Annotated in this window: 12 protein-coding genes and 3 tRNA genes; 8 read left to right on the forward strand and 7 right to left on the reverse strand. The window is 30.8% G+C overall.

Annotation, left to right across the window (positions count from 1 at the left end):
- The first annotated feature begins 9 nt into the window (after positions 1 to 9).
- A complete protein-coding gene (locus DK442_RS23175) occupies positions 10 to 876 on the forward strand; it encodes an HmuY family protein (RefSeq protein WP_109438307.1) in 867 nt (288 codons plus the stop codon).
- Between the two features lie 133 nt (positions 877 to 1,009).
- Here DK442_RS23175 and DK442_RS23180 read toward each other — a convergent pair whose 3' ends face one another.
- On the reverse strand, positions 1,010 to 2,458 hold the full coding sequence (locus tag DK442_RS23180; protein ID WP_109438308.1) for a glycosyltransferase family 2 protein: 1,449 nt from the start codon (positions 2,456 to 2,458) through the stop codon (positions 1,010 to 1,012).
- 828 nt (positions 2,459 to 3,286) lie between these two features.
- Complete coding sequence (locus DK442_RS23185; RefSeq protein ID WP_109438309.1) at positions 3,287 to 3,898, reverse strand: hypothetical protein; 612 nt, start codon at positions 3,896 to 3,898, stop codon at positions 3,287 to 3,289.
- Positions 3,899 to 4,414: 516 nt separating this feature from the next.
- Here DK442_RS23185 and DK442_RS23190 point away from each other — a divergent pair.
- The 5 genes from DK442_RS23190 to DK442_RS23210 all read left to right on the forward strand — a co-directional run bounded on the left by DK442_RS23190 (position 4,415) and on the right by DK442_RS23210 (position 8,764).
- The gene (locus DK442_RS23190; protein WP_109438310.1) at positions 4,415 to 4,945 is read left to right on the forward strand and encodes a hypothetical protein; all 531 of its coding nucleotides are present in this window, start codon (positions 4,415 to 4,417) and stop codon (positions 4,943 to 4,945) included.
- A gap of 218 nt (positions 4,946 to 5,163) precedes the next feature.
- On the forward strand, positions 5,164 to 6,360 hold the full coding sequence (locus DK442_RS23195; RefSeq protein WP_109438311.1) for a tetratricopeptide repeat protein: 1,197 nt from the start codon (positions 5,164 to 5,166) through the stop codon (positions 6,358 to 6,360).
- An 82-nt stretch (positions 6,361 to 6,442) separates the two neighbouring features.
- Positions 6,443 to 7,711: a hypothetical protein gene (locus DK442_RS23200; RefSeq protein ID WP_109438312.1), complete on the forward strand. Its 1,269-nt coding sequence runs from the start codon at positions 6,443 to 6,445 to the stop codon at positions 7,709 to 7,711.
- 295 nt (positions 7,712 to 8,006) lie between these two features.
- The gene (locus DK442_RS23205; protein WP_109438313.1) at positions 8,007 to 8,420 is read left to right on the forward strand and encodes a hypothetical protein; all 414 of its coding nucleotides are present in this window, start codon (positions 8,007 to 8,009) and stop codon (positions 8,418 to 8,420) included.
- Positions 8,421 to 8,446: 26 nt separating this feature from the next.
- Entirely contained in the window at positions 8,447 to 8,764 is a 318-nt protein-coding gene (locus tag DK442_RS23210; RefSeq protein WP_109438314.1) for a hypothetical protein, read from the forward strand.
- 137 nt (positions 8,765 to 8,901) lie between these two features.
- Here the strand turns inward: DK442_RS23210 and DK442_RS23215 are convergent, their stop codons facing one another.
- From DK442_RS23215 to DK442_RS23230, 4 genes are all read right to left on the reverse strand, one after another.
- Positions 8,902 to 9,219 carry a hypothetical protein gene (locus DK442_RS23215; RefSeq protein WP_160114316.1) on the reverse strand — a complete coding sequence of 106 codons (318 nt, stop codon included), beginning with the start codon at positions 9,217 to 9,219 and terminating at the stop codon, positions 8,902 to 8,904.
- 32 nt (positions 9,220 to 9,251) lie between these two features.
- Positions 9,252 to 9,325: transfer RNA gene (locus tag DK442_RS23220), tRNA-Arg, on the reverse strand.
- 15 nt (positions 9,326 to 9,340) lie between these two features.
- Positions 9,341 to 9,415, reverse strand: a tRNA-Pro gene (locus DK442_RS23225).
- Positions 9,416 to 9,427: 12 nt separating this feature from the next.
- A tRNA-Ser gene (locus DK442_RS23230) sits at positions 9,428 to 9,511 on the reverse strand.
- Positions 9,512 to 9,776: 265 nt separating this feature from the next.
- On the opposite strand from DK442_RS23230, the gene DK442_RS23235 reads away from it, so the two are divergent.
- Both DK442_RS23235 and DK442_RS23240 read left to right on the forward strand, forming a co-directional pair.
- The gene (locus DK442_RS23235; RefSeq protein WP_160114317.1) at positions 9,777 to 11,372 is read left to right on the forward strand and encodes a hypothetical protein; all 1,596 of its coding nucleotides are present in this window, start codon (positions 9,777 to 9,779) and stop codon (positions 11,370 to 11,372) included.
- Between the two features lie 68 nt (positions 11,373 to 11,440).
- Positions 11,441 to 11,917, forward strand: coding sequence for a hypothetical protein (locus DK442_RS23240; protein WP_143918191.1), 477 nt, complete (start codon positions 11,441 to 11,443; stop codon positions 11,915 to 11,917).
- Here DK442_RS23240 and DK442_RS23245 read toward each other — a convergent pair.
- Positions 11,914 to 13,104 carry a class I SAM-dependent methyltransferase gene (locus DK442_RS23245; RefSeq protein WP_109438318.1) on the reverse strand — a complete coding sequence of 397 codons (1,191 nt, stop codon included), beginning with the start codon at positions 13,102 to 13,104 and terminating at the stop codon, positions 11,914 to 11,916. The two genes, DK442_RS23240 and DK442_RS23245, sit on opposite strands and share 4 nt — an antisense overlap.
- Between the last annotated feature and the right edge of the window lie 22 nt (positions 13,105 to 13,126).

Consider the following 13,126-nt stretch of genomic DNA (forward strand, 5'->3'; position numbering starts at 1 on the left):
ATCATAACAATGAAAAAAGTAATTCTTTTATTAACAGCAATAAGCATCGCATTTACTTCATGCAGTAGTGATGATGATAATGATACTCCTCAGGCGGTAGATTTTACTATTAGTGATTTATCCTTGAGTAAAGGCACAGTAGGGTCAGAAGTAACAATTACGGGAACAGGTTTTCCAAATTCTTCTGATGATATTACGGTTTCTTTTAATGATGTACAAGCGGTTATAACGAGTATTAATACTACTACTATTGTGTCCTCTGTTCCTGCGAACGCTACAACAGGAGAAGTTACTGTAAAATATGATACAAAAACAATAAATGCAGGAATGTTTACAATACTAGATCCTTTAGTAGAAAATAAAGTAGAAAATCTGCCAGCACCACAAACAGGAGGACAGGGAACTGGACAAGCCATTGGTGGTGTGTTTACCAAGTTTGACTTCGAGACAGGAACGGTCACTACTAGCGAAACAGACTGGGATATTGCTTTTAGAGGAACAACGATAGCTGTAAATGGAGGAGAAGTAACAGGTACTGCTGATGAACCAGCTCGTAATGGTAATGCTGGTGCTGCAATAGTAACAGGAACATTTGCTAGTGCTACTAGTGCCGAAGGTTTGACTTTTAATCAAGATGCTAGTACAACATTTGCTATACCTACCGGAAGCGATAATGGTTGGTATAATTATAATTTTATGACTAATATTATATCTCCTATCCCTGGAAAGGTACTTGTTTTTAGAACTCGTAATGGTAATTATGCGAAGATAGAAATCTTAAGCTATTACTTAAATGAAGATACTTCTCAAAGTGGTCGTAATTATACTTTTAATTATGTGTATAACCCAAATGATGGAGAAACTGTTCTAGAATAAAGTAATAGTGTTAATTATTACATCCAAAACCATGATTTTCCGATTTATCTGGTTTTAGCAAAAAAGGGAGCTTTAATAGCCCCCTTTTTTTTACACATTAAGTTTTAATAATTGAAACAACCTAATTAGATGATTAGGATGATACGGCAACAACAGGTTGTTTTTTGGTTTCAGTTTCGTTTTTGACAACAAGATCACGTGTCAGCCAACCACTTCTTTTTGCAGTGGCTATAGCGTAAGGAGTGATCCAAAATAGGGTAAAGGCATAAAAAATACTATAAGAATATGCCCAAAACGATTCTGATGTTTTATGTTTCTTAGCATAAAATAAGGCTTGTATGCTAGAAAAGATCAGTATGCTTAATAGTGAAGAACTAAGAAATAATAGAGGGTACGTACATATAAAAAACAACATTAATAATAGAGTTGGGTATGCCATCACCATTTTTAACCATTGGTTTAGTAATAATATTCTGGTACCTGTTTTTGATCCTTCTCTAAAGTTTTCAAAAGCAAATTTGCTCATAGCAATGTTTTCACGAACATTACTTCTTTCCCATCTAATAAACATTTTAGATAAGTTTTTATATCGCTCAGGAATATTGGTGTAAACGTATGCATTGCGTTGAAAGAATACTTTATATCCTTGTTTTAAAATCATATTAGTCATAGCGCGATCTTCTCCAATTTTTGACACTTCTCCCATAAAAGTCTGATTGATCCATGCTTCGCGACAATTAAAAACAGCTTCTCGACGATATGCAGACAGAGCACCCGGTGTACATAGAACAGAACCTAATCTACTTTGTGCAGAGCGTATGAACTCAAAACTAAAAGCAAAACTCACATTTAACATACGTGGAATTATGGCTTTTTCTTTATTTAGTACGAGAACATTTCCTGCTACAGCTCCACATTCCTCATTCACAACAAAAGGACTTACCATATTGCGTAAAGTGTCTTTCTTAACAATAGAATCACTGTCAACAGTAATAAAAACATCTCCCATTCCTAGATTAAATCCACGGTATAAAGCATGTCTTTTTCCTTTATTTTTTGGTTGTTGATAAATCGAAATACGGTTTCCTAAATCTTGCTTAGCCTTTTTCATCCAAGACCATGTATCATCCTGGCTTCCATCATCAATAGAAATGATCTGAACTTTTTCATGAGGATAATCACTTTGGGCAAGGCTAACTAAGGTTTTGTATACCAATTCCCCTTCATTATATGCCGGGACAATTACTGTACACAGCGGTAATTCTTTATCAGATACTGATTCAATTACTTTATAACGTAGGTATAAAAACAGTACATAAATTAGAAAACTAACTTTGACGATAAGTAGTGAGATGCCTACTATCATTAGAGGAAGTCCCCAATTAGAATTCATTCTCTCTAAATAAATTTCTTCAAAATAAGGTTGTAAGAAATAGAACAGAGACCCTGCACCAAATAATAATAGAAATGTTCCTATTAAAATGAATGATGATTTAGAGTTTGAAATCAATTTTTCAAAAGAGTTACTATTTTTTTTTGGAGGAGTTGATGTTTCGGATGGATCAAAAGTTGTTTGCTTCATTAAAATATTTTCTTAAATGACTAGTAGGAAGTAGCCAATATTGATACCACAATGAATGTATTTGATTAACAGGTGTTTATGTTTTTTGCTTAGATTTTAAGTGTGTAGATTTTACACACTTGTGTGTAATTTCCCCGAAAAAAGAGGGTAAATTTCCCGTAGCTTTTATATAAAATTTATACTCTTATTAAGCAATTATAGGTATTGTGAAAAAAAGACTTGATTTTAAAGGCTTTAAAATCAGTTTAATATATTGACTAGTAAAAGTAGAAGCTTTTGAACACTATTATTTTTTTAAAAGAAGTAACTTTTTAAATTTTGTTGTGTCTAAAAAGTATAACCAACAAAAATCACTTCCGTCAGTATATGGACAAAAAAAGACATAGATTTAAATAAAATAGAATTTATAGATTACGTTTACAAAAAAGAAGAACAACACGGGGTATCTGGTGTCAATGACACTTTATATTTTAAGACAAAAGGTGATTCTTTTATGATTAATTGTGTTTATTTGAAAAGGAGAAAATAACACTTATCATTTAATATTTATGAACAATGTTGTGAAAGTTGCACCAGAATAAATTAAAAATAAAATATAAAAATTCGGCTCTGTTTTTATCCGAAAATTCAGCGTCTCTTTACACGCTACGATACAATATATTAAACGTTATGTGCAAGAAGCAGTATCAAATATTATAAGTTCAACAAAAGAAATACCGAATTTGGTAATTCTAATATCATAAACTACTTATTAAACTATTACCTTACATAATGTCTAAAGTCCAAACTTTGTCTCATAAAGATGATGAGCCATTACAGTGGACAAAATTAGTAAAATATACATCCTTTTAATAGAATTATTTCGTCTGTTTCAACAATATCTTTTGAATAATTTCTTTGAGAAGGATGGAAAATAAATGTTTTACCGTCAGTACTTGAAAAATGAAGTAAACCATCAATTACTTCATATTTATAAGTTATAGTATATTCAATTTCTGTACTAGATCCATAATACTCATAGTCAAACCACAAAACATCCTCCAGATCTCTTTTGAAATTTATATTCCATTTTATTCCATCGTAAGTTGTTTCACCTTTTTTCCACCCTTCACAATATGAAACAGTACTATCAAAATTAAAGAAAGATATAAAAAACGGATGGCCTGTAAAGCTCGAAAATTTTATATCTGAAAAGTCGCTATAATAATTTTCTGTATCTGCCCAGATTGTCTCATCATATTTATTTAAAAATCGGCACATCTTTGCTCCCTGACCTGGACCACAGTATATCACCGATGGATCCAGACTAGGATATTGTACTCCATATAAATCTGTTACAATATCTAGCTGTTCAGGCTGTTCAGGCTCAAATTGCTCTTTGTCGCTTTCCGTACAAGAAAACAAACCAAAGAATAAAAATAGTAAAAGCAATTTTTTCATTTCTGATAGTTTTTATAAAAACTACAACCTTAACATAAGTATTAATAATGGTAAAACCTAAAAATATTCTTAAAAAATTAACAAAAGGTCATCAAATTAAAATAGAATCCAGCACATAACAATATATAAGACCATATATCAGTTCCTCCGCCGCAGAGACGAGGCTTATAATCATACGTTATCTGCAAGCTAATATGAAAATCTAACCACAGAACTAGGTAGATACAAGTACAACAAAACACAACTGGTTAAGAAAATCAGTAAACGTAGAGTTAAAGGAAATACATGGGAGGTTAGAATCGAAAGTGAAACTTTGGGTTAGAGTTTTTTTTACTGAATTTTAATTACTACTTTTAAAAAGTAAACACAACCCCATTGTTCAATTATGATAATTGAACAATGGGGTTGTTTGATTAAATGTAAAAATAAATTCTTTGAAAATTAATTACATTTTTATCGATATAAAATATATAGTTACTATAGTAACTATATTCAATTTTGTAAAACATTCTAAAAATGAATATCTCCATTAGATTTATCGGAATTTTATTCTTTTGCTTTTGCTCCTGTAAAAGTTTAAATGATGAAAAAGAAAGGCAAATAGAACAAAGCTCAATTCTGTCCGATGATAAAGTAGTGATATTATTAAATTCTGATCATTACAAATGGCTTAACGAAAATTATGGGTATCAAAAATGGCAACCTAAGGAAAACGAAATCATGTCTATCCAAGAAATCATTGATAAAGCTATCAAAAATGAAGAATTTGACTTTTTAAAAAAGTCAATAAATGAGAATATTAATAAGTATTACAGACAATATATCCCATATATCAATAAAAAGGGAGAGAAAGTAATTGAAATTAATGCCTTTTGCGAAATTTTGGAAATTCCACCTTTACCCGAAAGTGAATCAACACAGTGGACAAAAATGGATTGGAAAAATGAATATATAGTGGTTGATGATGGGGGAAACTGTTATTGGCAAATAACCATTAATATTGATACGAAGACCTATAAAAATTTAACGGTAAATGGAGTGGGATAAAAAACGTTTTACAACATTCTATATGAAATTAGAGCAATTTAGTGCTAGATCAAAAGGTCATTTCCTTTTTGCAATGGCGCTAGATTTTTATAAATTAAATAAGAAATAAAAATGCGCAGATAAATCAATTGGTTCAGGTTTACAGGCATTGCTCCGATTCATATATTTAGCGTTAGTGGTCATATCAAAAAACTCAAAATTTAATAAGTCAATGAATCATGTCAAACAAAATAAAAATACTTGAAGAAAAAGTAGAAGTTTTAGAGCGCGAACTTAATAATTTATCTTCGGATTTTAGAAATTCTTTTGATTATATTGAAAGAGATCCAAGCGGTTCTTTAAATAAAACTCGAATAGTATTGGAAAAAATACTTTTAGATATTTACGAACGTGAAATGAACAAAAAGCAGCCCAAAAAACCAGAAATTGGATCAATGCTTAATGACCAAGATTTTACTAAAAAAATTGATCGGCGTATAGAAACTAGAATAAATTCTATACGACTTATGGCAAATCTCGGCAGTCATGGAGAAATTGTATACAAAGAAGATGCTATAGATATGTTAGACAGTTTGTGTAGCATTTTAATCTGGTATTTTGATAAATATTTAGGTATCTATGTATATCTAAGTGACGAAAAAGAAAGAGTCGATAGATTATTGGAAGTTGGAATGAATAGCTTTATCGAAAAAAAGTATGACCAAGCTATTGCTAGCTTTACAAAGGCAATAGCACTTCATCCATCAGAAGAAAAATTCAAAAAGCGAGGGGATGTATATCTCGAACAAAAAAAGTATGATTTAGCTCTTGCGGATTATGCCATGGCAATTGAGATTAATCCTAATTATACTGAAGTACATAATAATCGTGGGTTAGTATATCATGGACAAGAAAGATTCAAACCAGCAATTGCCGCTTATTCTAAAGCAATAGAAATTAATTCTGATTTTTCTAGAGCATATAACAATCGTGGATATACTTATGAAAAACAGGGAAATTATGAGTTAGCAATAAAAGATTATTCTCTTGCAATAAAAACAAATCCGACTATTTCCAAATATTTTGAAAATAGGGGGTATTTGTATCAACAACAAAAAAAGTACGAATTTGCTCTTGCAGACCTTTCTAAAGCTATAGAGATAGATTCAAATAATTCTAGTGCCTATTTCAGTCGTGGATGGATATATGAAATACTAGAACGGGATGAATTAGCTGTTATTGAATTTTCGGAATCTATTAAGCTAAATCCTAAATATTATCTTGCTTTTTTCTATCGGGGAATTGTTTATGAAAAACTAGGAAAAGATAAATTAGCTATCAATGATTTCGCTATGAGTATCGAACTTAACCCTAGTTTTTCTGATGCATATCATTTTCATGAAAAACTATCAACAAAACTTAAACAAAAAGGATAAATTCAAAAAAGAGTCTTTTCTTTACTTGTTTAAAGCTATAAACTATTCTGTATTTTAAACAATAATTATAAATTATAGTGATATGAATTCTTTTTTTCATGATATTAATTCAGCAAACCTACACTTCATTGGAGTATTTAAATATGAATCAAAGCATATCAAAAATGATTTATACTCGGAGTCTTCATATTTCTTTAATAATCAGGACTATTTTTATCAAAAATATTATCCTAATTGGCTTCATTCTTTTTTTAATCAAAAAACACTACCAGAATATGGTATTAACAATAACCATTTACAACTAAAAAAAGAACATCCCTTATTGCGACAAAAACAAGAACTTATACTACGAGCTGGCGAAGAAGATAAAACCATACATTATGCCTTGTCATCAATAGAAGTTTTCTTGTTTCGGGCCAACTTGGGAATTTTCGTAATTAAAACAACACTTTCTAATGAGCATCACAATAGCGAAGACATTGCTTTGTTTGCAAAGAAGTTTAGGAATACGACTATAAACTCAAACTATACGAATTCAGATTATTCTGTTAGTTTGATAGAAAAAAATATTGTCTCACAATTTCATTCCGACAGTAAAAGCTGGAGACAGTATAACCCACAACTCAAAACAGCTTTTTTTCTTGACATTGCTAATCAACTTAAATCTGATAAAATGAACCAATTATTATTTGATATTGGAACATTTACTGCACCTCTCTATGATGACCTTTTTATACCTGATTCTGAATACTATGAACGGTTAATAGTAGATAACACCATTGCACTTTTCCAAAACTGGAAGGTACTAAGTCTCTATGATAGTTTAACACGTATAGCTGTCAATTTAGATAAAAAGGACACTTTTCGTTTGTGGGAAAATGAATATATTTTGATCTATGTTTATGTATTGTTTGCACGTTACTATTTGTATCACATTAATAACCAACTCACTAACATCGAACTTAATCTTAATGAAAGCCAACTTATTCGAAATAATTTTCATCATTTCATGAATGATTTCGAACACAGCAAGATTTCATACAAATACCTGCCTAACGAAATTTTCGAAAAACTAAAAAATGTTTTAGGTATTAAGGAAGAAATAGTAGTAGTAGAGCAAAAAATTAATCGCATCAATCAGCGCGTTCAAGAGAGGTATGAGAAGAGAGTAAATGCAATATTAGTCTTACTCACTATTTTAACCGTACTCTCTGTGGCTTATGATGCTGGTCAAATGACTCTTGAATGGATTAATGCGAAAAGCCAAATTTTGAAGATTCCATCATTTATCTTTTTAATTATCATCTCATTAATTCTTGTCATTTTATTTTTTCGAAAGAAACTAAAATAGAAACACGAACCGCTAACACCGTATAAAATTAATTGCTAAAGTCTAATAAGTCCTAGTCGAAATATTTGTAGAATATCCCTCAGGTTCGTCCTTTTTTTGCTAATATTAGACAAAAAACTATTGATGAATTAATGAAAGTTCAATAAAACGATCTAGTACGTAAAATAATTGCGTAGGTAACATTTAATTTGATCTGTGTATAACATATTAATAAAATGAATGAAAAAAAAAGCTTACATATAAAAAAAGCCTCTCAAAAAGAAATACATCTTTACACTTTATTGGGAGAATCTCTATGTGCAGTTCAAATATTAGAGGACGCGTTAAGCCATGCGATTGTTTTAAAAAAACAGAACCGGATCAAAAGAAAGAAGCAGATGCTCTTTTAAATAAGCAACGATTTTACACATTTGGTAAGGCCCTAGACATCGTCAAAAAAGAATCATTACTACCCAAACCTTTGGAGATTGAATTGTCAAAACTTCTAAAAGAAAGAAATTGGCTTATCCACCATAGCATTACGGATAATAAAAATGACATTAAATTAGATACTTATTTTTATAAACTATTTGAAAAAATAAAGGCTATTTCATCAAAAGCTCATGAATTACAGATTTCAATTGAACTTGATTTAATTGAATATAGCGAAAAGAAAGGAGTTGATATGACTAATGTCAAAAATAAAATTGATGAGCATTACGGAATTTAGATTTTAATAAAAAGTTCAAATAAAAGATGACAAATACTAAAATTAACTGGTATCATACTATTGTAGCAACAGATGATAATAAAGTAATCAGCGTTACAAATAGAAACTTTGAAGAGAAAGCTGCAGGTTTTCTACATAATTTTCTTGAAGTCCCTTTAAATACTCAACAAAACAGAGCTGTAACTAATACAAAAGCATTTACAGAAACTGAATTGTGTAATGTTTTAGAATTATTCAGGGATTATCAACAATATAAGGAAATTGAGTTTTTGAAGGTTTGTATAGGATATTTAAGATCAAATAAAAATGTTGAAAAACTAACATTCACTTTTCATAATAACTAAAGTCTAAATACGAGATGAGTAATGAGAACATAATAAGGTGTTCGAGAATATGTAAGCAACTTAATTAATAAAAAATCTAATAAAAGTAATATAATAACAGGATCAAGTAGTAATTTGAACAATTAATAATTGTATCCTCAATCAAGATTGTAGATTATTCTTTTATGCGCTTCATCCCTTGTTTTTTCGGGGTATTTATCTTTATAAACGGTATCAATGTCATCTCGTTCATGCCCCATTAATTCATGAATAATATCGGGATCTATGCCTTTGAATTTTGCTAAAGTCGCAAAAGTGTGTCTGATATGTTTTGTAGAAAATTTATGTTGTATAGGAAGAACCTCTATTTTAAGTAATTTAAAGGTTTTGCCAAGGTCTCTATTGTGATTATCTCTAAATGTTTTGTACTCAACAAAACCTTTTCTACAAGAAGAAAAAGAAGATTTTGAAAACAAAAAAGTCTTACATATATATGTAAGACTTTTTGTGAGCCCGATAGGATTCGAACCTATGACCGCCTCCTTAGAAGGGAGGTGCTCTATCCAGCTGAGCTACGAGCCCGTAACTCTGTAAAAGTCGGGGTGGCAGGATTCGAACCTGCGACCTCCGCGTCCCAAACGCGGCGCGATAACCGGGCTACGCTACACCCCGAAAATAAAAGTGCGGAGAGACCGGGACTCGAACCCGGGCGACACTTGCGCGTCGACAGATTAGCAATCTGCTCCATTACCACTCTGGCACCTCTCCTTATTCTTTTATGAACGTCGCATTATTGTTTCAAATGCGGATGCAAATGTAGCTTTTATGAATCTACAATGCAACATTTTTTTACCATATTTTTCTATTTGATTATTGCACGTTTTTAAAAAGTTGAAAATCAGTTTTTTCAGAAGAAATAAATTAGCTTACATTTTGATTTACGAGTTGAAGAATCCTTAAATACTTCTTTTATATATTTGTAAACTATTGACCTATACATTATGTTATGAATATGAACAAAAACAATATAGGAATGAATATGAAATGCTTTTTGGTATTTTTAGTATTTGTTTCTTCATATACTTTTGCCCAAAAGCCTATTCTTTTAGAAGATTTTACATTTAAAGTAGGAGAGAAGTATAAAAGAATACGAAGTCTTAATACGTATCATGTAGCTTCTGGTAATCGGCTTGCATCTATTAAAAAGGGACGTAATTCGATGACAATACAACGATATTCTCTTGATAACCTAAAAGAAGATGTAAAGAAACGACAAGTTGTAGAAGATAAAGGTGATTTTGAAACTGTGATGGAATTGGGAGGGAAAGCAGTTGTGTTTTATTCTATTAATGACAAAGCATATGCTCAAAAAGTTTCACTTACTGGTATAGTGGTAGAAAAACCAATCCAACTTGTAAATGATAGAGAAAATATTAATAGAGATTTTGGTTTTAAGAGCACATATGGGTTTGATGCCGGAGGAAGGATAAATAAGTTTGCTTTTAAAAAGTCTGCAGATGGTAAAAACCTCTTGGTCTTATTTCGTATAGAAACAGGCTCGAATAAAGCTGATAAAATAGGAATTGCTGTGTATAGTGATGCTTTAAATCTTCTTTGGAAAAGAAAAGTAACATTGCCTTATCCTTCTAACAGAATCCAAAATGAAGATTTTGCTATAGGTAATGATGGGCATTTTTATATGACTGCTTCAATTTTTAATGCAGAATCAGATGATAAAGATAAATTAGAAAACACATATCATACAGAAGTTTTTAAAATCACTCAGGATGGAAGCGAGGTTATTAAAAGTAAACTTGATATTTCTGGAAAATCAATAACTGATGCGGCTATAGAAGTAGATGACTCCGGGAAAATAAAAATCTCTGGTTTCTATGCGAATAGAGGTAATAAAAATGAGATTTCGGGTGTTTTTTCTGCTACACTGACTGATAATGGGACCGTAGGGTCTGTTATAAAGTCTGACATCCCTGAGGAAAATTTACAAGCTCTAATACTTAAAAGAGAAGAAAGGATAAATGAAGGAACTCAAAAAGACAATGATATGAAAGATCTTGAAAACCTTAGAGTTAATGATGTTGTTTTTAATGCAGATGGGAGTACAGTTTTATTTGGAGAACAACGCTTTGTAGAATCTTTTACAACATCGAGTTCGTCGGGATCAAGAACTACGTATAGATATTATTATAGAGATATTTTTGCTTTCAAACTCTCTTCTAATGGTAGTATGATATGGATGCATAAATTACCAAAATATCAAATGGGAACAGTAAGTAAAAGGAGTATGTCATATAAGAACTTTATGCACGGAGGAAAACATTATTTATTCTATATTGACGATTTTACTAATCTAAAACGTTCATTTGATGAAACTCCAACACGATATTTTGATGGGAAGAAAGAGTTTATTTATCTAACATCTTATGTTATCGATGATACTACTGGAGAGACTACTAAAGAAGCTATCTTAACAGGAAGTGATGTTAGAAATTCTAGATTAGATGTTTTAGAAATTACTAAAGCTGCTACTTTGCCTAATAAAGATATGATTCTTGAAGCGTATGATGGGAAAAAGAATAATTTATTAGTCAAAATATCGATAGTAAAATAATAAGTAGACTACTTTTTGGTTATACCTTCGAACAAGTGTTTTTTTCTTTTTATAATACTATATAGTTAATGAAAATTATTTCCGCATTATTCCTGTTTTTCTTTATGACTACTGATGTCATTCGTATTGAAGATATACGAGATTCTTACAAAACCTGTACTGTTTCTAAAGAGAAAGCAGATCAGTTTTATGAATTGACAGAGAAAGCACTACAAAATGACGGTGCTATTTATCAGGGATATCATGGAGCCGCCTTAGCATTAAAAGCTTCTTTTTCCTGGAACCCTTTTAATAAGTTGTCTTATTTTAATAAATCAAAGAAAGTAATCGATAAATCAATCGAATTAGAACCTGATAATATAGAACTAAGAATGATTAGGTTAAGTATACAATCTAACGCGCCCAAATTAGCAGGATACTATAAGAATATTGAAGAAGATAGGGACTTTATGTTGGCTAATATTGATAAAGTTAATAATGAAGGTTTAAAAGCGTATTTAAAAGGTTTTATTGAGCATTCTGATGTCTTTTCAAACTCTAATTAGTCGCGTGATACTTTTTTACAATGAATCATGATTTTTTTATTTGTATGATCTGTGGTGAAAAATAAATAATCATCACCTCCATCTTTAATTTTTAACTTTTTTCTCAATAAAGCCACACTTTCTGGAAAGTTCCGTGTAGTTACATTAGCTTTTGTAATTCCTGATTTTGCTATTACTTTTTTCTGATAGGGATATACAATAAGAATTTCAAAACTCCTTCCGGGAAAATCGATGATTTTTTCAGAAGTATAAAGATGAGAGTGATTATGAAGCTTTTTTAATCCCAATGTATTGCCAATAATTAGAAAACCACCACTTTTTAGAATAGCGGCATTGGGTTCATAAAGATAAGATTTAGGAGCGCTTAGGTTTAATGGTTGTTTGATTTCTTCATTCTGGAAAAAAGAAAATTCTTGGTTGCCAGATTTTTGAATATTAACGGTGATCATTCTAATTTCACCAGTATAACCCTTATTTAGAATCCATATCAATTCCTTAACTTCATTATTTACAGCCACAATATGGATTTCCTTAACATATTGTAATGCTTTAATTCCGGTATGAATATCTAATAGCGGCGAGGTTTTTATCATGATATTAGAACTCTTGCCAAATAAAAGTTCTAAGTTATTAGGTACATTAGGAAGACAATCTTCAAGAAAAAATACTTTTCCTTTACTATCATGTCGTCTTGAAGGATCAATATATATCCAATCTACAGTACTCTGATTTTTAAGAATTTCTAATCCATCTCCATGTATAGTAGTAATATTATTTACCTCTAATATCTTAAAGTTATGTGTAGTGATTTCACTTAATGAAGCATTGAGTTCACAGTGAATTACTTTTTTAATTCTTTTTGCGAAATAATAATCATCGACTCCAAACCCGCCGGTAAGGTCAATCAGAGTTTTTCCCGAAATGAGGTTACTTTTATATAGTGCTGTGGCTTCAGAAGAAGTTTGTTCGAGGTTTAAGGTTGGGGGATAATATATTCCACTTTTGGTATGCCACAAAGGTAATTTTCTTTTGGTCTTACGATTTCCTTGAATTTGCTGTGCTAATTCTTGGATGGTAATATCTTTAAATGGACTTCCGCTTAAAATTAGTATACTTAAATCAATAGAACTATTGGATTTCTCCAGGATAAACTCTTGAACCTCTTTATGTAAAATTTTAGTATTCAATGCTTTTTACTTCTGACTGCGA

The sequence above is a fragment of the Aquimarina sp. AU119 genome (genome assembly GCF_900312735.1).
Lineage (GTDB): Bacteria > Bacteroidota > Bacteroidia > Flavobacteriales > Flavobacteriaceae > Aquimarina > Aquimarina algiphila.

Bases quoted from the DNA above. Each gene is read 5' to 3' on its own strand.
- DK442_RS23185 (WP_109438309.1), bottom strand. From the start codon at position 3,898: ATGAAAAAATTGCTTTTACTATTTTTATTCTTTGGTTTGTTTTCTTGT.
- DK442_RS23175 (WP_109438307.1), top strand. From the start codon at position 10: ATGAAAAAAGTAATTCTTTTATTAACAGCAATAAGCATCGCATTTACT.
- DK442_RS23210 (WP_109438314.1), top strand. From the start codon at position 8,447: ATGACAAATACTAAAATTAACTGGTATCATACTATTGTAGCAACAGAT.
- DK442_RS23190 (WP_109438310.1), top strand. From the start codon at position 4,415: ATGAATATCTCCATTAGATTTATCGGAATTTTATTCTTTTGCTTTTGC.
- DK442_RS23240 (WP_143918191.1), top strand. From the start codon at position 11,441: ATGAAAATTATTTCCGCATTATTCCTGTTTTTCTTTATGACTACTGAT.
- DK442_RS23180 (WP_109438308.1), bottom strand. From the start codon at position 2,458: ATGAAGCAAACAACTTTTGATCCATCCGAAACATCAACTCCTCCAAAA.
- DK442_RS23205 (WP_109438313.1), top strand. From the start codon at position 8,007: ATGTGCAGTTCAAATATTAGAGGACGCGTTAAGCCATGCGATTGTTTT.
- DK442_RS23235 (WP_160114317.1), top strand. From the start codon at position 9,777: ATGAATATGAAATGCTTTTTGGTATTTTTAGTATTTGTTTCTTCATAT.
- DK442_RS23200 (WP_109438312.1), top strand. From the start codon at position 6,443: ATGAATTCTTTTTTTCATGATATTAATTCAGCAAACCTACACTTCATT.
- DK442_RS23195 (WP_109438311.1), top strand. From the start codon at position 5,164: ATGTCAAACAAAATAAAAATACTTGAAGAAAAAGTAGAAGTTTTAGAG.